The sequence below is a fragment of the Fusobacterium massiliense genome (assembly GCF_900095705.1).
GTDB classification, from domain to species: domain Bacteria; phylum Fusobacteriota; class Fusobacteriia; order Fusobacteriales; family Fusobacteriaceae; genus Fusobacterium; species Fusobacterium massiliense.
Genome location: NZ_LT608326.1, coordinates 51,737 through 73,055 on the forward strand (window position 1 = coordinate 51,737; position 21,319 = coordinate 73,055).

Sequence of the window (21,319 nt, forward strand, 5' to 3'; positions counted from 1 at the left end):
AAAATAACAGATGTTATTATATAAAAAAACAAAGGAGTTGAAATTTATGAAAAAACTTATTTTTATATTAGTCTTATTACTATCAGCTGTATCATTTGCTAGTGAAGATAGTATAGTTGGACTTTGGATTACTGAAAAAGGAGCTAGTGGAAATCAACTTATAGTTGAAATTTACAAAAATAAAGATAAATATAATGGAAGAATTAAAAATATGACTATTCCTACTTATCCAGACGGTGAATTTAAAGGTCAAGAAAAAATGGATTTAAACAATAAAGATAAATCTTTAAAAAACAGAAAACTTATCGGAATTGATTTTGTCTATAATTTTGATTACAATGCTACTGATGATAAATATGAAAATGGTAATATCTATAACCCTGAAAATGGAAAAGTTTACCACAGTTATATGAAACTAAATAAAGATAATACTTTAACAGTAAAAGGTTCTATTGATAAGAGTGGACTTATAGGTAAAAAACAAATTTGGAAAAGATATAACTAGATAAAATTAAATAAAGTCTCTTGACAGCCGTATGAGTTCTACGAGCTCAATGAACACAGGCTCTTCGAACTAATACGGACGTCCGAGACTAATTTTCATTATTTAATTTTATACTTTCCTTATAAATAAAAAAAAACTAGATTTTAAGTTAATCTAGTTTTTTTTATTTTTTCAATATTATAATTTTTATAAAATTAATTTTCAAAGTCAAAATTTTTTATTGACAAATAAAATAACATTCTATACTCTAAAATATAAAATATTTTTATAGAAAGGATTTAGTTATGATTGATAAAAGACTTTATGACTTTTCTGGAAATATAAAAAAATATATTTCTATAACAACCGCATTATCTTGTGTCAAACTTATTGCTAATATAATTTTCTACTCAATAATTGCATTTTTACTTAATAGTATTATAGATAAAAATTTTTCATTTAATTATATCTACATTGTTTTTGCAATTATTGTTCTTATTGCAATAAGACAGTTCTCAACAATAAAAGTTTCCCATCTCCTAGGAGATTTAGTTGTTGATGTAAAAAGAAATTTAAGAAAGATAATTTTTGAAAAAGTTTTAAAATTAGGTTTAGGATATAGCCAATTATTTAAAACACAAGAGTTAATACATCTTTCTGTTGACAATGTTGAACAACTTGAAGTTTATTTTGGAGGATTTCTTACTCAATTTTATTATTGTGTTTTCTCTAGCTTCATCTTGTTTATACCAATAGCATTTTTTAATGTTAAAATTGCTTTAATTTTATTGTTATTCTCATTATTTATTCCTTTTTTACTTTATGTTATTTTAAATAAAGTAAAAAAAGTTCAGAGAAAATACTTCTCAAAGTATATGAATGTTGGAACTTTATTTTTGGATAGTTTACAAGGACTTACTACTCTAAAACTTTATGGAACAGATGAGCAAAGAGAAAAAGAAATAGCTAGAATGTCAGAAGAATTTAGAATAGAAACTATGAAAGTTTTAAAAATGCAATTGCTATCTATTGCTCTTATAAATTGGGTTATTTACGGTGGAACTATCTTGTCTATCATTTATTCAATAAAATTTTATTTGAATGGAAGTATAAGTTTATTCTCTATGCTATTTATTTTTATGTTAGCTCCTGAATTTTTTATTCCAATGAGAAGTCTAACAGCTCTATTTCATGTCGCAATGACTGGAGTTACTGCGGCTGAAAATATTAGTAAATTTTTAGATGCTCCTGAAAAGCAAAGTAATGGAAATTCTAATTTTAAAAACAATAATGAAATTAAAATTAGTAACTTGGATTTTTCTTATACTGATGGAACTTTAGCTTTAAAAGATATTAGTTTGAATTTTAAAAAGAACTCTCTAACAGCAATAGTTGGGCATTCTGGTTGTGGAAAATCCACTTTAGTTTCAATTCTATCTGGCGAACAAAAAGTTCCTAGAAATAAAATTTTTATTGATGGTATTGATATCACAGAAATTAAAAGCGAAGATTTAATAAAAAATATTTTAAAAATTACTCATGATTCTCATATTTTTGCTTCTACTGTTAGAGAAAATTTAGCAATGGGACAAGTTGATATTCCAGATGAAAAAATGATTGAAGTTTTAAAAACTGTAAAACTTTGGTCTATTTTTGAAAAAGATAGAGGACTAGATTCTATATTAAAAAGCCAAGGGAAAAATTTATCTGGTGGACAAGCTCAAAGAGTTGCTCTTGCAAGAGCATTATTGTATGATGCTTCAGTTTACATATTCGATGAAGCAACATCAAATATTGATATTGAATCAGAAGAAATTATTTTAAATATTATTCATAATTTAGCAAAAACTAAAACTATAATTTATATTAGCCATAGATTATCAGCTATCAAAAATGCTGACTGTATATATGCTATGGATAAAGGTAGAATTATAGAATATGGTAAACATCAAGAACTTTATGAAAAAAATGGATTATATTCTGAAATGTATAAAAATCAAGAAGTCTTAGAAACTTATTTATCAAAGAGAGGTGAAAAGAATGAAAAATAGATCTGCTTTTAATATTATGTATAATTTAATAAAATTATTAAGCTCTCTTTGGTCTAAAATGACAATAGCTGTTTCAACTGGTGTTATTGGTTTCTTATTTTCATTTGGGATAAGTCTTTTTGGAGCTTATGCCATATTATCTGTTATCCCTGCAACAAAAGATACTTTAAAAAATGTTGTTGGTGGTTCTTTTTCTACTCAAACATATTTCTATGCTATGATTTTTTGTGGATTTTTTAGAGCTATCCTACATTACTTAGAACAATTTACCAATCATTACATAGCTTTTCATATACTTGCTGATATTAGAGTAAAGCTATTTAAAGTTATGAGAAAATTAGCTCCTGCTAAAATGGAAACTAAAGATCAAGGTAATCTTATATCTATTTTAACTGCTGATATCGAACTTTTAGAAGTTTTTTATGCTCATACTATTTCTCCAATTATTATTGCATTTTTTACAAGTATCTTCTTATTTGTATACTTCTATAATTTGCATTTTATCTATGCTCTTTATATGCTATTTTGCCAAATAATTGTAGGAATTATTATACCTTACATTGCTCATAAAAGATCTTCAAAAGCAGGTATTGAAATTAGGAAAAAATTAGGATCTCTTAATGATGAATTTTTGGATAAATTAAAAGGAATTAGAGAAATAATACAATATTCTCAAGGTTTATTAACAAAGAAAAAAATAGATGAAATTACTTCTTCTTTAGGTAAAAATCAAAAAGATTTGAGAAATAAAATGGCTGAAGTTCAAATGATGGCTGATTCTGCTATTATTTTTCTTTCTACTATTCAAATTTTACTAAGTTGCTATTTAATAAAAAATTCTATTCTAACAAAAGAAGTTGCTATACTTGCAGGTGTTTTACAAATTGGTAGCTTTGCTCCATATATTAATCTTGCTGCTCTAGGAAATATCTTAGCTCAAACTTTTGCTTCTGGTGAAAGAGTATTGGATTTAATGATAGAAAAACCTATCATTGATAGTAACGAAAATGTTTCTAATAATTTCAATTATGTTTTAAAAAATGGTGTTGATATTATTTCTATTAACAATATTTCTTTTTCATATAATGAAAACTCAAGAGATATTTTAAAAGATTTTTCTTTAAAAATAAAAAAAGGTAAGATAACCGGTATAATGGGAGAAAGTGGTTGTGGAAAATCTACTTTACTTAAATTAATTATGAGATTTTGGGATATAACTTCTGGAGAGATTATTTTAGATAGTAATAATATAAAAGATATTCCTTTAAATCAATTACATAAAAAATTTAATTATATGACACAAAGTACTAATCTTTTTATTGGAAATATTAGAGATAACTTACTTGTAGCTAAACCAGATGCTACTGATGAAGAAATATATATAGCTCTTAAAAAAGCTTCGTTCTATGATTATGTAATATCTTTACCTAATAAATTAGATACTGTTGTAGAAGAAAGTGGAAGGAATTTTTCTGGTGGAGAAAGGCAAAGAATTGGACTTGCTAGAGCATTCTTAGCTAATAGAGAATTTTTCTTATTAGATGAGCCGACTTCTAATTTAGATATTTTAAACGAAGCTATTATCTTAAAATCACTTGCTGAAGAAGCTAAAGATAAAACTGTTATTTTAGTCTCTCATAGAGAATCTACACTTTCTATTTGTAATGAAATTTTTAAAATATAGTAATAAATAAACAGATATTAGATATTAATTTTTTAATATTTTATTTTATTCTATAGGAAAGTAATAAATTTAATATAAAAATTAGTCTCTTGATAGCCGTATGAGTTCTGCGAGCTCAATAAACACAGGCTCTTCGAACTAATACCAACGTCAGAAACTTTATTTATATTTTCTTATAGAATTAAAAACTAACTATTTCAAGGAGGATTTAAAAATGAAAACTTTAATAATTTATTCTTCACAAACAGGAAATACAAAACTTGTGTGTGAAAAAGCTTTTGAATTTCTAAAAGACGAAAAAAATATAGTTCCTATCGAAGAGATTGAAACTATAAATCTAGATGAATATGATAATATAATTATTGGAACTTGGATAGACAAAGCTACTGCTGATGCTAAAGCAAAAAAATTTATCAACTCTTTAGTTGATAAAAAACTTTATTTTATAGGAACTTTAGCCGCTTCCCTATCTTCTGACCATGCAAAAAAATGTTTTAATAATTTAAGTAAATTATGCTCAAAGAAAAATAATTTTATTGACGGGGTTTTAGCTAGAGGAAAAGTTTCTGATGACCTAAAAGAAAAATTTACAAAATTCCCTCTAAATATAATCCACAAATTTGTTCCTAATATTAAGGAAATAATAGATGAAGCTCAATCTCATCCTAACGATTCAGATTTTTCGCTTATCGAAGATTTTATAAATAAAAATTTTTAATAAAAGAATATTGATAAAATCAAAAAAATAGGATAAAATGAAAATATAGAAGTTCTTTACGAAAGGAGTTTTTTTATGGCTAGACGAACCGAGTACACAAAGGAAATGATACTAGAAGCAGCTATAAATTTATTTAAAAAAGAAGGTACTTCTGCTATTACTGCAAAGAAAATAGCTAATGAACTTCATAGTTCAGTTGCTCCTATTTATTCTGTATATTTAAGTTTAGATGATTTAAAAAAAGATTTGTATCAGAAAATTGAAGAACATTTACTTGAAGAAAATTGTGGTTGTGAAATTTGTGAACAAAAATTATATAGTACTGATACCAATTTTGATTCTCTTATTTCAAGAATGGCAAGTAAATTAGAAATAAATGAAAACAGTGATATTAAACTTCAAAAAAAATTAAAAGAGATTAAGGAAAATTTAAGAAAAGGCGAAAATAGATCTTCTATATTCTCTCAATTTTCAGAACTTGCTACTTTAGTTTTAAATACAAATAAAAGAAAATTTTCAAAAATACAAATCTTAGAGCTCATTGCTAAACATAAAAAATATATAATGGAATTCAGAAAAAAATAAATAAAATCTCTTGACATCCATATAAGTTCTTCGAGCTGAACAAACACAGACTCTTCAAACTAATACGAACGGCAGAGATTAATTTTAACTATTTAATTTATACTTTTCTATAAAAAAATAAAAAGCCTATAAAATAATTTCTATAATCAGTATATAGTAAATATTTTGTAGGCTTTATACTATTATTAGCTTGTTTTAAATTTTAAAAGCTTAAGTTCTAAAAAATAATTATTGTTTGATTAAGCTTAAAAATTTTATTATTACATTATATTTCATTTTGTAACTCTTATTACTTTTCCGTTTAACTTATTTGTCGATTTTCCTTCATTTACTGCTACTTTTCCATTTACCAATACATAATCTATTCCATCTGGAAATTGAGTTGGATCAATAAAAGTTCCTTTATCTATGATTTTGTTCTCATCAAAAATTACTATATCTGCAAAATAATCTTCTTTCAATAAACCTCTATTATCTATTTTAAAAGTTAATGCCGGTTTGTGTGTCATTTTATAAATGGCTTCTTCTAAAGACATTGTTTGCATCTCTCGAACAAATTTTCCCAAAACTCTTGGAAAAGACCCATATACTCTTGGATGAGGCTTTCCACCTAATAACCCATCCGTACAAACATTACTTTCTGGTCTTCTCATAAAAGTAACCACATGTTCATCTTTTCCATAATAATCATACATACCAACTGCATTTTCTTCTTCCATTAGTAAGTCAAATACAGCATCAAATTTTTCTTTGCCTCTCATTTCGGCAATTTCAGTTAAATTTTTACCAATACAATCTTGATTTTTATTTGTTTTTACAGATGTTACATAAATTCCATCAAACCCAGCGAAATCTATAAAATTGTCCCAACCTGGGATACCTTTTATAATATCTTCTTTCATTTTTTCACGTAAATCTTTATCTTTTAATCTTTCTATTAATTTATCTGTTCCACCAGCATGTGCCCAAGGTGGTAAAATTACCCCTAACATTGTACTTCCTGCTACATATGGATACTGATCATAGGAAACATTTATTCCTTCTTCTCTACATTTATCTAATAAAGCTATTACTGGATCTATTAATTTCCAATTTTTTTGTCCACATATTTTAAAATGTGAAAAATGTATTTTTACTCCGCTCTCTTTTGCTATCCTAATAACTTCTTGCATGGATTCTACCATAGTGTCTGCTTCACTTCTTTGATGTATAACTAAAGGTCTCCCATACTCAGCGGCTACTTTACAAATTTCTATTAATTCTTCTGTTTCTGCATAAGCACAAGGTATATAAATAAGACCTGTCGAAAGTCCAGCTACCCCTGCTTCCATTTCTCTTCTAGTTATTTCTTTCATTTTTTCTAATTCTTCTTTTGTTGCTTTTCTTGCCTCTAATCCCATAGCTTCCATTCTTATATTTCCATGTGGTACTAAATATAACTCATTCGGTCCAGAACCTGTTTTTGAAATTAAATTAAGATAGCCATTTGTATCATTCCAATCCCAATTTAATTCATCACTATCACCATCTAATCCAGCCAAATTTTTTCTCCAAGAGCTAACATATTTCTCAGGAAGAGGTGCCATAGAGATGCCATCTTGTCCTAAAATTTCTGTTGTAATTCCTTGTCTAATTTTAGGTTCTACGAATGGTTCAATTAAAACTTTTAAATCTGAATGACTATGTGTATCAATAAAACCAGGAGAAACTATTTTCCTAAAAGCATCAATTATTTTATCTGCTTTAATATTTAAATTACCTATTTTTTTTATTTTTTCATTTTCTATTAAAATATCAGCCAAATATCTCTTACTTCCACTTCCATCAATTAAAGTTCCATTTTTTATTAAAATAGTAGACATATATCTTACCTCCTTATATATTTTCAAATTCTATTTCAGGAGCTGCTTCAACTCCCATTTTTCTTTCAATATAAGAACCTACAAATATTACTATGAATGCCACAATTCCCCCTGGAACCATTGCATTTAATCCCCAAGGAGTTTTTAAAATATAAATCCATATTGCTGCTACTATTGTTCCTGCAATAATAGATAAAAATCCTGCTCTTTTAGTAACATTTTTATAAAATATTCCACAAATAAAAGCTGCAAATGGACCTGCACTTCTTAGTGCAAAAGCACCCATCATAACACTAATTACATTACTTGCTTCAAGCGCTATAAATAGTCCAGCTACACCCACTACAAACATTGCTATTTTAGAAATCCATATTTCTTTTTTATCATCTTTTATTCCTTTATTTATATATGGTGTAAAAATATCATTCGTAAACATAGTTGCTGTTCCAATCATATTTCCAGAAGCACTACTCATTGTAGCAGCAACTATTGCTGCTAACACAATACCTGCTACAACTGGAGGTGCAAATGTTATAGTTGCTTGAGCTAAAGCATTTTTTTGAGCACCTTCTAATATATAGCCATCAATACAAACATAAGCTAAAAGTCCTATAATAGCAGGAACTATCGCATATATCGCTGACACAAACCCCGCAAGGACAGAACCTATTTTAGCTGATTTTCCATCTTTAGCTGAACAATATGTTTGAACTATTTCTTGTCCAGTTGGAAAAGTCATAAAATACATTGCTATATAACCTAAAATTGTTGTTGCTCCTATTTTAGTCATACTTAAAAAATTCATATCATTTCCATCAATATCATGTATATTTTTAGCTTTTTCAAATAAAATTTGAAAACCTCCAACAGCTTTGTTATTTACCATTATAAACATTGCTATTGTCATTCCAATAGTAATAAATATTACGTGCATTAAATTAGCAGCAGTAACAGATTTAAAACCTCCAAACATAGTATAAATAATAACTACTATTGTACTAACTATTGCAGCTGTTTTAAAATTAAAACCAGTAACAACATTTATAATGGATGCTGTTGCAATTATTTGAGCCCCTGTTGCCATAAATAATGCTAATATCGAAGTAAATGCTGTAAAAATATGTGATGCTTTCCCATACCTCTTACTTATAATTTCTGGAACTGTATTAGCCTGTGCTCTTCTAAAATATGGAGCTATAAAAGATACAAGAATAAAACCAATTCCTCCTGCTATAACATACCATGAAGCTGACAAACCATATTTAAAAACATTGGTTGCAATCCCAGTTGTACTTGCACCACCTGTATTCGCTGCAAATAAAGTTCCTGCCAATACAACTGGTCCAAGTGATTTACCGGCCATTAAGAAGTCATCATTACTTTGTTTCTCTTCTTCTTTTCTTTTAGAAGCAATAAGTCCAATAAGAACCGTTGCTCCCATATATATCAAAATAATTATTAGAGCTATCACTTGTGTTCTATTCATAAAGTCTCCTCCTCGTTTCCAATAAAATTAAAGTTAAACTTCCTAAGTTTTATAAATTTTTATTTTCCTAAATATCCATCCAATATTGCATAGTATCCTTCTGTTACTTTTTCTATTTGTTCAACTTCAACATATTCATCTATGACATGAGCTAAATTTTCTTTTGATGGTCCATATCCTATTGTGTGTATTTTAGCCTCTCCTGCATAATGTGAACCATTTGTACAGAAGTTATAATATGTTATTATTGGACTTTGACCTATTTTTTTTAGACTTGAGTATGCCTTTTGAATATAATCTGCCTTTTCATCATAAAGCCATCCTGGAAAAAATCTTTCTCCTTTTATTTCTTCTCCAGTCCAACATTTTTCTTTACCAATAGCATAAGATACTTTTGCTTCTAATTCTAAGTCTTCTTTTTTCAACTCATTAATACAATCTTGAATTGGCTTTAATACCCCTTCCATAGTTTCCCCAACTAAAAGTCTTCTATCATATGTAGCTCTACAATAGTCAGGAACCACTGAAGCTCCTGGATATGGTGAAGATTTTATATCAGTTAATTCCAAAATTCCATATCCTAATTTGTCTTGATGTGTCATAGGCAATTTTTTGATTTTATCTATTAGTTTTATCATCTTATAAACTGCATTTATTCCTTTTTCAGGATTTGCAGAATGAGCAGGTTTTCCAAATGTTTCTACTACAATTTCTGCTCTTCCTCTTTGACCAATTTTTAAATTTAATTCAGAAGCTTCCCCTATAATAACAATATCTGGTTTTACATATTTGCTAACTTCTCTAGCAGCAACTCCTTCAAAACATTCTTCATGTACAATTCCTGCTACATATATTTCACCTGAAAAATTTTTATTCATATCTTCCGCGAAATATGCTCCAGCTAATGCCATTGAAATTAAAGCTCCTTTCATATCAGAAGTTCCTCTTCCATAAATTTTCCCATCTTTTATTTCTGCAGAAAAAGGTTTTTCTTTCCATTTTTCTTCTTGTACAGGAACTGTGTCCATATGTCCATCCATTAATATTTTTAATCCTTCTTTTTTACCTTTAATACAACCAATAATATTTCCGTAATGGTCTACATGAATTTCATCATATCCAATTTCTTTAAATAATTTTTCCAAATATTTGACTACTCCCTTTTCTTCTCCAGAATAACTTTTTTCTTGTATTGCTTTTTGTAATGCCTCTACTACTCTTACCTTTCTTTCTTTTGTTAACATAACTTCTCCTCCTTAATTATTTTTATAATGTCCATTCCAAACTACATTTCTATAACCTTCTGTATCTGTATCTCCTTCTGTACTTATACATAAAATAGATGAGTCCTTATTTATATTTAATTTTTCCCATAACTCTTTATAATCTTTTTGATTTTCATAAAGAGTTACAAAACTACCTACACCTACTGCTCCTGATTCCCCAGAAATAATTCTCTTATCTTCACCAAGTGGAGAAGATAAAATTCTCATCCCTTTTGCCGAAATACTATCATCACAAGATAAAGAAAAATTAGAATAATCTCTTAAAATCTCCCAACTTATAGTATTTGGCTCCCCACATGCAAGTCCTGCCATAATAGTTTTCAAATCTCCTGTCACATTATGAGGTTTTCCATCATTTGCTTTAAAAGATTTATATATACAATTTGCTCCATGTGGTTCACAAATAACTGTAATCGGTCTTTCTTCTCCATATATCTCAGTAACTAGTGCTTGCATTGCTCCAGCAAATGAACCAACCCCTGCTTGTAGAAATATGTGTGTTGGCTTTTCTTTATTCTTTTCTAATTCATCTATAATCTCGCTCATAATAGTCGAATAACCTTGCATTATCCAAAGAGGAATTTTTTCATATCCTTTCCAAGCAGTATCTTGAACCATTATCCAATTATTTTCTTCCGCTCTTTTATTTGCTAATCTTACTGCATCATCATAATTCAACTCAGTTATACTTGCATCAGCACCTTCATTTTGAATTGCTTTTAATCTCATTTGCGATGATCCTTTTGGCATATAAACAACAGATTTTTGTTGAAGGTGACTTGCCATCCAAGCAACTCCACGTCCATGATTTCCATCTGTAGCTGTAATAAAAGTTATATCTCCTAGTTTTTCTTTTATTTTTTTTGAAGTTAGTATGGAAAATGGAAGATTTGATATATCTTCATTTAAAATCTCACTTAAACATTTTCCTATTGAATAAGAGCCCCCCAGAACTTTAAAAGCATTTAATCCAAAACGCTTAGATTCGTCTTTTACCCATATTTTTTTTACTCCACAATACTTTGCAAGTTCTTTTAAATCTATTAAAGGGGTTTTTTCATATTTTGGTAAACTCTGATGAAATTTTAAAACACTTTTTATTGAATATTTGTCAAAACCATCTACTATTCCCTTATTTTTTTTTACTTTATCATTTTCTACCCATTCAATTATTTTCATATAAATATAACCTCCTCATTTCTCTCTTGCTTATATTAATAAGCAAGAATTATGCCATTTTTATTTTTCTAAATAGATCAATGGATTTTTATAAAAACCTATTTCTTTTTATTATCAAATTGATAAAGTATTATCATTTTGATATTTTTTCTATCATTATATATAAAAAGAAAGAATATGTAAAATATTTTAACTATATGTTTATCAAAATGATAAAATATGTTATAATTAATATATTAAAATACAAAAAAAGGAAAAGATATTATGAATTTTTTAAATTTTATTTTAGATGATGTAAAAAAATATTCTGAAATTATTTCAAAAGTTATAAATATAGATGTTGAAATTATGGATTCTTCTTTTATTAGAATTGCAGGTACTGGTAATCTAAAAGAAAAAGTTGGATTAAATATGAAAGATGAATCCCATATATATCATCATGTTTTAAAAAATAAAAAAACAACTATAATTTTAGAGCCTCGTGAAGAAAAACACTGCTTTTATTGTCAAAAAAAAGAATTATGTAAGGAAGAATTAGAAATTTCAACACCTATTATTTATCAAGAAGAAGTTATTGGTGTAATAGGTCTTATTTGTTTTGAAAAAAATAAAAAATATGACTTTATAGAAAAAAAAGATTTATATATTGAATTTTTAGAGCAAATTTCAAAATTCATCTCATATAAAGTTTATGTATATTTTAGTAATTTACAACTAAAAAGAGATAATGAAATTTTAAGTAATATTATTAATAGAGTTCAAGATATTATTATATTAACAAATAGAAAAAATCAAATTGAATTAATTAATAAAAAAGGTAAAAGTATATTGGGAGATATTACTAACAAGGAAAAACTTATTTTAAAAACATCTTCAAATTTTTTAAATCAAAAAGAATTTAGTTTTTTATATTCTGGAAAGGAAATTACTGCAATAGGAGATATTTTTACTTTTTCACTAGAAAATAGTAAAGAACTTACAAAAACACTGTTTGTTTTTAAAGAGATTTCAGAATTTAAAAATTATCTTTTAAGTTTTCATGGAAATTCTTCAATTATTTTATTAGAATCTCCTCAAATGCAGAATATTTATTCACAAGTATCAAAAGTTGCTAAAAATAATACTTCAGTTCTAATTACTGGTGAAAGTGGAACAGGAAAAGAAATTATTGCAAAACAAATCCATGATCTGAGTTCTTATTCAGATGGTGCTTTTATAATAGTAAATTGTAGTGCAATACCTGAATCTTTATTAGAAAGTGAACTTTTTGGTTATACAAAAGGTGCCTTTACAGGTGCTGATCCAAAAGGGAAAATTGGTTTCTTTGAAAAAGCAAATAATGGAACCATCTTTTTAGATGAAATAGGTGAAATGCCCTTACAAATACAAGTAAAAATATTAAGAGTTTTACAAGATAAAAAAATTACTCCTATTGGTTCTCGTACAGAAAAACAAATTAATGTTCGAATTATTACAGCAACTAATAAAAATTTGGAAGAAGAAGTAAAAAAAGGAAATTTTAGACAAGACTTATTTTATCGTTTAAGTGTTTTTCCTATTGATATTCCTCCTTTAAGAGAAAGAAAAAAAGATATAAAAATATTAGTTGAGTTTTTTATAAAAAAATATTATATTTCTTTTCAAAAAGAGCAAAAAGAAATTTCCGCTGAGGTTTATCAACATTTCTTGGAATACTCTTGGCCAGGTAACATTAGAGAATTAAAGAATACGATCGAATATTGTATGAATATGGTAGAAGAAGATGAAAAAACTATTGATTTAAAACATTTACCTCCTAAATTTTTAGAAAACAAAGAAAAAACTAACCAAATAAAAACTTTAAACGAATTAGAAAAAGAAGCTATTTTAAATCTTATAAAGATTTATGGTAATAGCTCAGAATCTAAAAAAATTATAGCTAAATTATTAGGAATTGGGATTGCAACATTATATAGAAAACTAAAATTTTATAATTTTTAGTATTTTCTTCTTTTATGAGCAGCTTTATAGCCTAAATTCTTCCTATACTTGGTCACTGTTCTCCTTGCTATTTTTATCCCATCTTTTTCTAAAAAAAATACTAATTCCTGATCTGAATATGGGAATTTTCTATCTTCATTTTCAATATATTCAACTATTTTTTCTTGATATAAAAATACCATTGAGTTTATATTAAAAAATTTTCTTAAAGAGATTATTCCAAAATCTGATTTTACGTATTTTTCTTTTATCGCTCTTGATATCGTTGAAGAACTCAAATTTAATTCTTCAGCAATATCACAAATCTTTAAAGTATTCATTTTTTTACCTTGACTTGTAAAGAATATTTTTTGTTCTCTAATAATAATTTTCATAATTTTATCAAGAGTTTCTATCCTTTTTTCAATACAATTTATTAATTCATTTATTTTAGTATAATATTTATTATTAATTTTATCTTTCACTTTTATTTGAGGTATTGATTCTCTATTTATTTTGTAAAATATCTCATCTTTTTTTAATTCTACTAAAATGTCTGGAATAATCTGTTTTATTTTTCCAACACTATACCCACGACTTGGAATAGGGTTTAAAGATTTTATTATACTTATGTATGAAAATAAAGTGTCCTCATCAATATTTAATTTTTCTTTTAACAAATTATATTTTTTATCAGCTAATAAATAAAGATAATTTTCTACAAATAAAATTAATTTTTTATCTGTAATTCCTTTAGATTTTAATTGAATTTTTAAACATTCTTCCAATGAGTACGCACCTGTTCCATAAGGTTCTAAATTATGTACTATATTAAATGCTTCTTCCAGTTCTTTATCATCTATTTCCAGAATATCTTTTATTTCAATTTTTGATAATTCTAAATATCCTTTTTTATTTAAATTATTTATTATAAATAAACAAATTTCTTTTATTTTTTTTTCAATTTTAAAATAAGATAATTGTTCTTCTAAAATTTGAAAAAAATCTTTTTCTTCTGTTAAATAATTAATCTCTGCTTCTTTTTCATCATCATTATTAGCTTCTTGATAAGAATAATTTAATTCAACCAAACTTTCTAATCCGTTCAAAAACTCTTTGTGAATAAAATTATTTATTTCCATTATAGACATTCCTAATATATTTAATGATAATCTCATTGTTTGTGATAATTTTAAAGAGTGCATTAATTTTTGATTTTCAATAATACCTAATTTATTATCCATAATTTTCACCTTTTTTCTAAATAATTTAATTATAATATATAGTTTTTATAAAAATTATATAAAAGAAAGAGTATAAAATAATTTCTATAATCAATATATAGTAAATATTTTGTAGGCTTTATACTATTTATTTTGAGCTGCTGTCATTAAGAAAGGAATTATTTGTTTTTTTCTTGATACAACATTTTCAAGCATTATTTCATTATTTATAACATCTTTTCCAAAAGCATTTTTTACAAGTTCCAACTCTTTTCCATAAGCAAATACTAAAGAATTTGAATTTATTATATCTGTCACAACAAATAAAAATAAAGAATATCCATATTTTCCTATTTCATGTAGTATTTCTTTTTCAATTTCTTCTTTTCTATCTAATAATTCTTTTATTTGAACTGTATTGACTTGAGCTACAGCAATTTCTATATCTCCAACTGGAAATACTTTTTTATCTTGATTAATTATTTCTTTCATACTAGCCTTAGCAAAAGATGTTCCTGCAATCAACATTTCCATTCCATATTCTTGTATATCTGATACATTAGCAATTTTAGCTAATTCCTTTGCTACTTCTACATCTCTACTTGTGCAAGTAGGAGATTTAAAAAGTAAAGTATCTGAAAGTATTGCACTAAGCATAAGTAATGCATTAGTTTTATCTACTTCTACTTTTGCTTCTTTATATAATGAGTATACAATAGTTGATGTACAACCAACAGGTTCTGTTTTTATTTTTGTAGCTTCATTTGTTTGGAAATTTGCAAACTTATGATGATCTACAACTTCTAATATTTGAGCATCTTGTATTCCCTCAACTGACTGAGAAAATTCATTATGATCAACAAGTATTACTTTTTTCCTATTAAAATCTATTAAATGTTTTGTTCTAATTGTTCCAAAAACTTTTCCATCTTCTTCTAATACAGGAAAATTTGTTTGATTAACTTCTTTCATTATATTTCTAGTTTCATTTATAAAATCTTCTTTATGAAAGGAATAGTATACTTTTTGTGTATCAAGTATTCCTCCAACAGAAATAGACTGACTAATTAAAGATATAGATTTGAAAAAAGAATGTTTTACAAGCATGATAGCACATTCAGACGTTACTCTTGGACTTATAAAATCTTTTTCACCACAGCAAACTATAACAACCTTTGCTCCAGCTTGAATAGCTTTATCTATTCCATCAGTTAAAGAAGTTGTTATAACTATATCTCCTTTTTCAAGTGTATTCAATTCTGAAACTTCTTTTAAATTAGTTGTTATTTCTCCCTTAGGATAATTCCCACTTATAATCTTACCATCTAAGGCTTCCTGTAAATTTTCATAAGTTGTACTGTATTTAGCAAACAAATCTGAATAATCTATTTCTAAATAAGTGTTAGCAATATCAGATATGCTTAACATTGTCTTAAATTTCTGGTCTTTATCTACAACTGGCAAACTTGAAAAATTTTCTTTTGTCATAAGTTGAAGAGCTTCTTGTATAGAATCTTCCACTGAAACTGTACTTTTTTCAACATAGTTTAAATCTTTTATTTGAGCACTAACTGTTTTTAAAAGTTTTGGAGCTTCTACTCCAATTTTTTTTAATACAAATGCCGTTTCTTTATTTAATTCTCCCAAACGACATGGAATTACATTTAATTTTTGATTTTTTCTTAAATTTGCCATAGCTATACTAGAACATATACTATCCGTATCAGGATTTTTATGGCCAAAAACTAAAATTTCTTCCATCTATTTATCTCCTCGCTCCCTCTCTAAAAATTAATTTCTTATCTAAATTTTAATTTGTTGATTTAAAAATAGTTCGTTATAACCAGATTTCTTAACGATTAAAAATCAAGAGTTCGCTACAAATTTGGCATCAGTAAGAAGCTCTAAATGAACAAGTTCATTAAAAGCTTCTAAGATCGCTAACAAGTTAGCTCAGACACGCCAAGATTTGTTCGGCTCACTCTATTTGATTTTTAATCTAAAATCTGGGAAAATAACTCACTTATTTTTAAATTATCCAAAAGATAGCCCCGATGTCCGTATTAGTTCGAAGAGCCTGTGTTTATTGAGCTCGTAGAACTCATACGGCTATCAGGGGCTATAATAAGGTTGACAAATTAAAATTTATACTTCCCTATATTCAAAAATATTTAAAAAAAGGGACTAAATATTAGTCCCCAGTAAAATTTATTTTTCAATTCTTGTATATGGTATTAAAGCAATATTTCTAGCTCTTTTTATAGCTTTTGCTATTTTTCTTTGTAATTTAGCATTAGCTCCAGTTAATCTTGAAGGATTGATTTTTCCTTTATCAGATACAAATCTCTTTAAAAGTTCAACATTTTTATAATCAATTTCTTCAGCTTTAACTCTTAATTTTGCTCTTCTTCTTCTGAATTCTGCCATTTTCTTCCTCCTTTTCGAGAATAACGATTTTTCTACTAAAATTAGTCTTGTTTAACAACTATGTATCTCATTACAGATTCCATAATATTTAACTTAGATTCTACTTCTGCTAATTTTGTTCCGTCAATCTCAAAAGTAGTTAGTACATAAAAACCAGATTTTTTCTTATCTATTGGATAAGCTAATTTTCTTTCTCCCCATTTTTCTGTCTTAGCTATTGTAGCTCCATTTGAAGTTAATAAAGTATTTACTTCATTTACTAAAGCTTCTCTTCCTTCTTCTAAAACAGTAGGATTGATGATGTACATAATTTCATATTTTTTCATAGCATTAACCTCCTCCCTATGGTTTTTGCCCAAAACACTCCGTTTTTGAGCAGGGCTTGTTTAGTATACCATATTTTTAAATTATTTTCAATAATTATTTTCTATTTCTTAAGAATGGAGGAATATCCAATTCTTCATCATCCTCACTCACTTCTTTTTTTACCTTAGATTCTTCATATCTTGTTGTATCAACATTTATGAAAGGTTCATTTTTTGAATTTTCATCTTTAAAATTGTTAGCAATAATTATAACTTCTATTTTATCTACATATTCTGGAACAATAGTAACTCCAAACATTACGTCATCTGGTTCTCTTCCAGTAGCTTCTCCTATAATTTTTGCAATTTCATTAGTTTCAGTTAACTTAATATCTTGACCTGTTATTAGGTTCATTAATATCTTATCTGCACCTTCTATAGATTTTTCTAATAAAGGAGATTGTAATGCCATTTCTGCAGCCTTTTTAATTTTATTTTCTCCTTCTCCAGCTCCATAACCTAAAACTGCTACTCCAGAGTCCTTTAATGTTGCCTTAATATCTGCAAAATCTAGGTTAATAAATCCTTGTCCTAATACTAAATCAACAACTGCTTTTATACCTATACCTAAAATATTATTTGCTTCTTTAAAAGCATTAGCTAAAGTTATTTCTTTATCTGGTAAATCAAATAATCTATCATTAGGTATAACTACTAAACTGTCAACATTTCCTCTTAATTTTTCTATTCCATTTTCAGCATTTTTTGCTCTTTTTTTACCTTCAAAACCAAATGGTCTTGTTACAACAGCAACAGTTAATATACCTAATTCCTTAGCTATTCCCGCTATTATTGGAGCTGCTCCTGTCCCTGTTCCTCCACCCATTCCAGCAGTTATAAAGATCATATCGATATCTTTCAAAAGTTCTTTTATCTTTTCTATATCTTCTTCAGCAGATTGTCTTCCAACTTCTGGGTCTGCTCCAGCACCTTGACCCTTTGTCAATTTTTCTCCTAATTGAAACTTTCTATCTGCTAGTGACTTTTCTAAATCTTGTTTATCTGTGTTTGCTGCTATATACTCTACACCACCAACACCTGAATATATCATATCATTAATGGCGTTTCCACCACCACCACCAACACCTATTACTTTTATTTTTACTAGATCTTTTAGTCCTTCAGCCATTACTGTTCCCCCTTATTTTATATTTTTAGAAAAGATCCACAATATCTCTTATCAATTTTTTGAAAAATCCATCTGCTTTTTCTTCTTCAAATTCTTCATCATCTTCTAATATTTCATCTATTTCTTCTTTTTTTCTATTAGTTTCAACCTCTTTGTGAGTATCTTCAACTTCTTCTATGGAATTAGTCTTTCTATCTACATATTCTCGATATTCTCTTTCCATATCTTCAAGAAAAATTCCTATAACAACTGCTTCGCTATAACCAGGGTTTTCAAGTCCTTTTATTTCTATCGGCTTTATTTTTCTTACTATGTAACCAGATTTTGCTGATATCGACTCTGATACTCCATCTAAAGCTACAGTTCCACCTGTTAAAACTATTCCTTTAGCTAAATGCCCATTAAACCCAGAATTTTCTATTGTTCTAGTTATAAATTTCAAAACATCCAAAGTTCTTTCCATTATTGCATCTTTTATTTTTCTTAAAGAGATTTTTTTTGTTCCTAGTTTTATTGTATTATCATTTTCAAATTCTTTATTCTTAAATCTTTCAAAGACTTCTTTAGCTTCTTCAATACTTATTTCAAAATAATGGCTCAAATCTGAAATATAATGCCATTCTCCAATAGCTAAAGATTTTGCATATAAAACCTTTCCGTTTTTCATCAGAAGTAGATTTGTATTTGAGTAACCTACATCAACTAAAGCCACTCCCATTTTTTTTGTTTCATCATCTAATGTCCCTTTAGCTGCCACATAAGAACTCAAGTAAACTCTTTCAACATCTATTCCTATTTTATTTATTATTTCTAAAAATTTTTCTACATAGCTATCCTCAACATACACTAAATGTACATCAGCCTGTAATTCACTTGCAACCATTCCTATTGGTTGTTTTACAATTCCTGGACTATCTAGTCTTTTATTATATATCTCTGTATAGAGTATTCTATATAAGCTTTCTCTTCCAGCAAATATTTTCCTTTTAGCTTCTGCATAAAGTTCTTCCATATCAGCTTCAGTTATTTCTTTTTCAGGAAATTTTAATTTAACATTAACTGTCGATGAAATAACATTGGATCCTGCTAGACCTAAAGATAATTTTTCTATTTGGAAACCTTTCTTTTCTATTTCTTTAACAGCGTCTTGTAAAGAGTCTGTTAAAGCTTCTACATCTTCAATTACTGATTTTCTTATTCCTTTACTTTTTACTTTTACATAATCAATTACTGAAATTTTATCAAAGGTTGAATTAATCTCTCCAACTAAAAGCTTTATTTCATTATTTCCAATGTCTAATGCTACTTTTTTTATGCTATTCATTTTTCTTCCTCACCTATATATTTTATTATATAATCATCAAATCTTAAATCAATGTAGTCTATTTTTCTTTCTTTTGACATTTTTAAATAAAGTTGCACTGCTATTGAATATTTTTCTTTGTTTGTTTTTTTATCTATTTTAAATTTTACTCCATCTTCCAAGATTATAACTATTTCTTTATCATCTAATATATATATTTGAGATATGCTATCTCTTGTGTTTTTATCTAAGATATTATTTAAAATTTTAGTTATCTCCTTAATTTCACCTTCCGTACTAGCTACAATAAAAGGTAAATCTTCTATCTTTTGCTCATTCAAATAACCAAAAATTACACCACTTTCGTCTACTAAATATATATTTTTCCCTATTACAGCATAATAAGAGAGAGACTTGTCTTCAATATTTATACTAACCTCTCCTAATTTATTCATATCAACTTCAGCAGTCTTTATTCTAATATCTTTTTCTAGTATTCTTTTTATCTCTTGTAAATCTAACTTTTTAATATTTTTATTATATAGTATTTCAGTTAGGTTTGTCAATTCAGGTTGTAACATTTTTGAATTTTCTGAAATATTTATTTTAGTTATATTAAAATAATCTAAATTTAAAAAATTTTGAGATAAAATATAGAACAAATAAATTATTCCACTAAAAATTAAAAATCTTATAGCCATATAGTCTCCCTAATCTTTAAAGAATGTTTCAACTGTCATTCTTACTATATCATCAAAAGTATATCCTTGAAGAGTAGCTAAATCTGGAATCAAACTTGTTTTTGTCATTCCTGGAGATGAGTTTACTTCTAAGAAATAAAGTTTTCCTTCACTCAATATAAAGTCACTTCTTGAAGTCCCTTTCATATCAAATTCACTGTGGATTTTCTCAGCCAGTTTCATAGCTTCTTTATATAACTTATCTTCTATTTTAGCAGGAAATTCGTGAACAGAACCTCCATTAGCATATTTTGAATCATAATCATATAGAACATCTGCCTTAGGTATTATCTTTAAAACTCCTAGTGCTTTTCCATTTAATACTCCAACTGTTAACTCTTCTCCAACAATATAATCTTCAATTATAGGCTTTTTTAATTCTTTTACTGCTTTTTCAGCTTCTTCTTTATTATTGCATAAAAATAATCCTTTACTTGAACCTTCATCCATAGGTTTTATTATAACAGGATATTTTTCAATTTCATCAACTTTTTCATAAGCTTTAGGAGTTCTTATTCCTATACTTTGAGCTATTTGTTTAGTCTTATTTTTATCCATTGTTATTGCACTAGCAAGAACTCCTGAACCTGTATACTTTTTACCTAGTATATCTAGAACCGCTTGGATTTTTCCGTTTTCTCCATTTCCCCCATGTAATACTAAATATGCTAAATCATATTCATTTTCAATAAAAGCACTCACTTGATTTTTTTCATCTAAAACAACTTTATAAGCATTATACCCTTGGTTTAATAAACTTTCTAAAACAGCTTCTCCACTTTTTAATGAAATTTCCTTTTCTGAAGAAGTTCCTCCCATAAAAACTGCTATCTTCATA

General features: G+C 27.0%; 18 protein-coding genes. 6 read left to right on the forward strand and 12 right to left on the reverse strand.

The genetic code is table 11. From position 1 onward, the window contains the following. Nucleotides 1–46: 46 nt before the first annotated feature. The 5 genes from BQ2505_RS02665 to BQ2505_RS02685 all read left to right on the forward strand — a co-directional run bounded on the left by BQ2505_RS02665 (nt 47) and on the right by BQ2505_RS02685 (nt 5,522). Entirely contained in the window at nt 47–505 is a 459-nt protein-coding gene (locus tag BQ2505_RS02665) for a DUF2147 domain-containing protein (RefSeq protein WP_074016258.1), read from the forward strand. Nucleotides 506–789: 284 nt separating this feature from the next. Further along, complete coding sequence (locus BQ2505_RS02670) at nt 790–2,535, forward strand: ABC transporter ATP-binding protein/permease (RefSeq protein ID WP_074016259.1); 1,746 nt, start codon at nt 790–792, stop codon at nt 2,533–2,535. Next, on the forward strand, nt 2,525–4,219 hold the full coding sequence (locus BQ2505_RS02675; RefSeq protein WP_074016260.1) for an amino acid ABC transporter ATP-binding/permease protein: 1,695 nt from the start codon (nt 2,525–2,527) through the stop codon (nt 4,217–4,219). Before BQ2505_RS02670 ends, BQ2505_RS02675 begins: the two co-directional genes overlap by 11 nt. A gap of 214 nt (nt 4,220–4,433) precedes the next feature. Further along, nucleotides 4,434–4,937, forward strand: a complete 504-nt coding sequence (locus BQ2505_RS02680) for a flavodoxin family protein (RefSeq protein WP_074016261.1) — start codon at nt 4,434–4,436, stop codon at nt 4,935–4,937. A 75-nt stretch (nt 4,938–5,012) separates the two neighbouring features. Continuing rightward, entirely contained in the window at nt 5,013–5,522 is a 510-nt protein-coding gene (locus tag BQ2505_RS02685; protein ID WP_074016262.1) for a TetR/AcrR family transcriptional regulator, read from the forward strand. A 272-nt stretch (nt 5,523–5,794) separates the two neighbouring features. On the opposite strand, the gene BQ2505_RS02690 is transcribed toward BQ2505_RS02685, so the two are convergent. Genes BQ2505_RS02690 through dpaL form a run of 4 tightly spaced genes read right to left on the reverse strand, consistent with a single transcriptional unit; the run spans nt 5,795 to nt 11,335 of the window. Continuing rightward, the gene (locus BQ2505_RS02690; RefSeq protein ID WP_074016263.1) at nt 5,795–7,384 is read right to left on the reverse strand and encodes an N-acyl-D-amino-acid deacylase family protein; all 1,590 of its coding nucleotides are present in this window, start codon (nt 7,382–7,384) and stop codon (nt 5,795–5,797) included. Between the two features lie 13 nt (nt 7,385–7,397). Further along, on the reverse strand, nt 7,398–8,870 hold the full coding sequence (locus BQ2505_RS02695) for a sodium:solute symporter family protein (RefSeq protein ID WP_074016264.1): 1,473 nt from the start codon (nt 8,868–8,870) through the stop codon (nt 7,398–7,400). Nucleotides 8,871–8,929: 59 nt separating this feature from the next. Continuing rightward, nucleotides 8,930–10,114, reverse strand: coding sequence for a YgeY family selenium metabolism-linked hydrolase (locus BQ2505_RS02700; protein ID WP_074016265.1), 1,185 nt, complete (start codon nt 10,112–10,114; stop codon nt 8,930–8,932). Nucleotides 10,115–10,126: 12 nt separating this feature from the next. Continuing rightward, nucleotides 10,127–11,335 carry a diaminopropionate ammonia-lyase gene (gene dpaL / locus BQ2505_RS02705; RefSeq protein WP_074016266.1) on the reverse strand — a complete coding sequence of 403 codons (1,209 nt, stop codon included), beginning with the start codon at nt 11,333–11,335 and terminating at the stop codon, nt 10,127–10,129. Between the two features lie 264 nt (nt 11,336–11,599). On the opposite strand from dpaL, the gene BQ2505_RS02710 reads away from it, so the two are divergent. Next, nucleotides 11,600–13,315, forward strand: coding sequence for a sigma 54-interacting transcriptional regulator (locus BQ2505_RS02710; protein WP_074016267.1), 1,716 nt, complete (start codon nt 11,600–11,602; stop codon nt 13,313–13,315). On the opposite strand, the gene rpoN is transcribed toward BQ2505_RS02710, so the two are convergent. From rpoN to BQ2505_RS02750, 8 genes are all read right to left on the reverse strand, one after another. After that, a complete protein-coding gene (gene rpoN / locus BQ2505_RS02715; RefSeq protein WP_083232318.1) occupies nt 13,312–14,538 on the reverse strand; it encodes an RNA polymerase factor sigma-54 in 1,227 nt (408 codons plus the stop codon). The two genes, BQ2505_RS02710 and rpoN, sit on opposite strands and share 4 nt — an antisense overlap. Before the next feature lie 123 nt (nt 14,539–14,661). Next, complete coding sequence (locus BQ2505_RS02720; RefSeq protein ID WP_074016268.1) at nt 14,662–16,278, reverse strand: putative manganese-dependent inorganic diphosphatase; 1,617 nt, start codon at nt 16,276–16,278, stop codon at nt 14,662–14,664. Between the two features lie 447 nt (nt 16,279–16,725). Beyond that, nucleotides 16,726–16,944 (reverse strand): 30S ribosomal protein S18, encoded by a 219-nt coding sequence (rpsR, locus tag BQ2505_RS02725; protein WP_005970619.1) that lies wholly within the window; start codon nt 16,942–16,944, stop codon nt 16,726–16,728. A 41-nt stretch (nt 16,945–16,985) separates the two neighbouring features. Continuing rightward, nucleotides 16,986–17,270 (reverse strand): 30S ribosomal protein S6, encoded by a 285-nt coding sequence (gene rpsF / locus BQ2505_RS02730; protein WP_074016269.1) that lies wholly within the window; start codon nt 17,268–17,270, stop codon nt 16,986–16,988. A 94-nt stretch (nt 17,271–17,364) separates the two neighbouring features. Further along, nucleotides 17,365–18,438: a cell division protein FtsZ gene (gene ftsZ / locus BQ2505_RS02735; protein WP_074016270.1), complete on the reverse strand. Its 1,074-nt coding sequence runs from the start codon at nt 18,436–18,438 to the stop codon at nt 17,365–17,367. 25 nt (nt 18,439–18,463) lie between these two features. Beyond that, nucleotides 18,464–19,762 carry a cell division protein FtsA gene (gene ftsA / locus BQ2505_RS02740; protein ID WP_074016271.1) on the reverse strand — a complete coding sequence of 433 codons (1,299 nt, stop codon included), beginning with the start codon at nt 19,760–19,762 and terminating at the stop codon, nt 18,464–18,466. Next, a complete protein-coding gene (locus BQ2505_RS02745) occupies nt 19,759–20,442 on the reverse strand; it encodes a cell division protein FtsQ/DivIB (protein ID WP_074016272.1) in 684 nt (227 codons plus the stop codon). Before BQ2505_RS02745 ends, ftsA begins: the two co-directional genes overlap by 4 nt. A gap of 9 nt (nt 20,443–20,451) precedes the next feature. Beyond that, a complete protein-coding gene (locus BQ2505_RS02750) occupies nt 20,452–21,318 on the reverse strand; it encodes a D-alanine--D-alanine ligase (protein ID WP_074016273.1) in 867 nt (288 codons plus the stop codon). Nucleotide 21,319 lies beyond the last annotated feature (1 nt).

Excerpts from the sequence above, each read along its gene's own strand:
- BQ2505_RS02665 (WP_074016258.1), top strand. The coding sequence starts at position 47 with ATGAAAAAACTTATTTTTATATTAGTCTTATTACTATCAGCTGTATCA.
- BQ2505_RS02670 (WP_074016259.1), top strand. The coding sequence starts at position 790 with ATGATTGATAAAAGACTTTATGACTTTTCTGGAAATATAAAAAAATAT.
- BQ2505_RS02675 (WP_074016260.1), top strand. The coding sequence starts at position 2,525 with ATGAAAAATAGATCTGCTTTTAATATTATGTATAATTTAATAAAATTA.
- BQ2505_RS02680 (WP_074016261.1), top strand. The coding sequence starts at position 4,434 with ATGAAAACTTTAATAATTTATTCTTCACAAACAGGAAATACAAAACTT.
- BQ2505_RS02685 (WP_074016262.1), top strand. The coding sequence starts at position 5,013 with ATGGCTAGACGAACCGAGTACACAAAGGAAATGATACTAGAAGCAGCT.
- BQ2505_RS02690 (WP_074016263.1), bottom strand. The coding sequence starts at position 7,384 with ATGTCTACTATTTTAATAAAAAATGGAACTTTAATTGATGGAAGTGGA.
- BQ2505_RS02695 (WP_074016264.1), bottom strand. The coding sequence starts at position 8,870 with ATGAATAGAACACAAGTGATAGCTCTAATAATTATTTTGATATATATG.
- BQ2505_RS02700 (WP_074016265.1), bottom strand. The coding sequence starts at position 10,114 with ATGTTAACAAAAGAAAGAAAGGTAAGAGTAGTAGAGGCATTACAAAAA.
- dpaL (WP_074016266.1), bottom strand. The coding sequence starts at position 11,335 with ATGAAAATAATTGAATGGGTAGAAAATGATAAAGTAAAAAAAAATAAG.
- BQ2505_RS02710 (WP_074016267.1), top strand. The coding sequence starts at position 11,600 with ATGAATTTTTTAAATTTTATTTTAGATGATGTAAAAAAATATTCTGAA.
- rpoN (WP_083232318.1), bottom strand. The coding sequence starts at position 14,538 with ATGGATAATAAATTAGGTATTATTGAAAATCAAAAATTAATGCACTCT.
- BQ2505_RS02720 (WP_074016268.1), bottom strand. The coding sequence starts at position 16,278 with ATGGAAGAAATTTTAGTTTTTGGCCATAAAAATCCTGATACGGATAGT.
- rpsR (WP_005970619.1), bottom strand. The coding sequence starts at position 16,944 with ATGGCAGAATTCAGAAGAAGAAGAGCAAAATTAAGAGTTAAAGCTGAA.
- rpsF (WP_074016269.1), bottom strand. The coding sequence starts at position 17,270 with ATGAAAAAATATGAAATTATGTACATCATCAATCCTACTGTTTTAGAA.
- ftsZ (WP_074016270.1), bottom strand. The coding sequence starts at position 18,438 with ATGGCTGAAGGACTAAAAGATCTAGTAAAAATAAAAGTAATAGGTGTT.
- ftsA (WP_074016271.1), bottom strand. The coding sequence starts at position 19,762 with ATGAATAGCATAAAAAAAGTAGCATTAGACATTGGAAATAATGAAATA.
- BQ2505_RS02745 (WP_074016272.1), bottom strand. The coding sequence starts at position 20,442 with ATGGCTATAAGATTTTTAATTTTTAGTGGAATAATTTATTTGTTCTAT.
- BQ2505_RS02750 (WP_074016273.1), bottom strand. The coding sequence starts at position 21,318 with ATGAAGATAGCAGTTTTTATGGGAGGAACTTCTTCAGAAAAGGAAATT.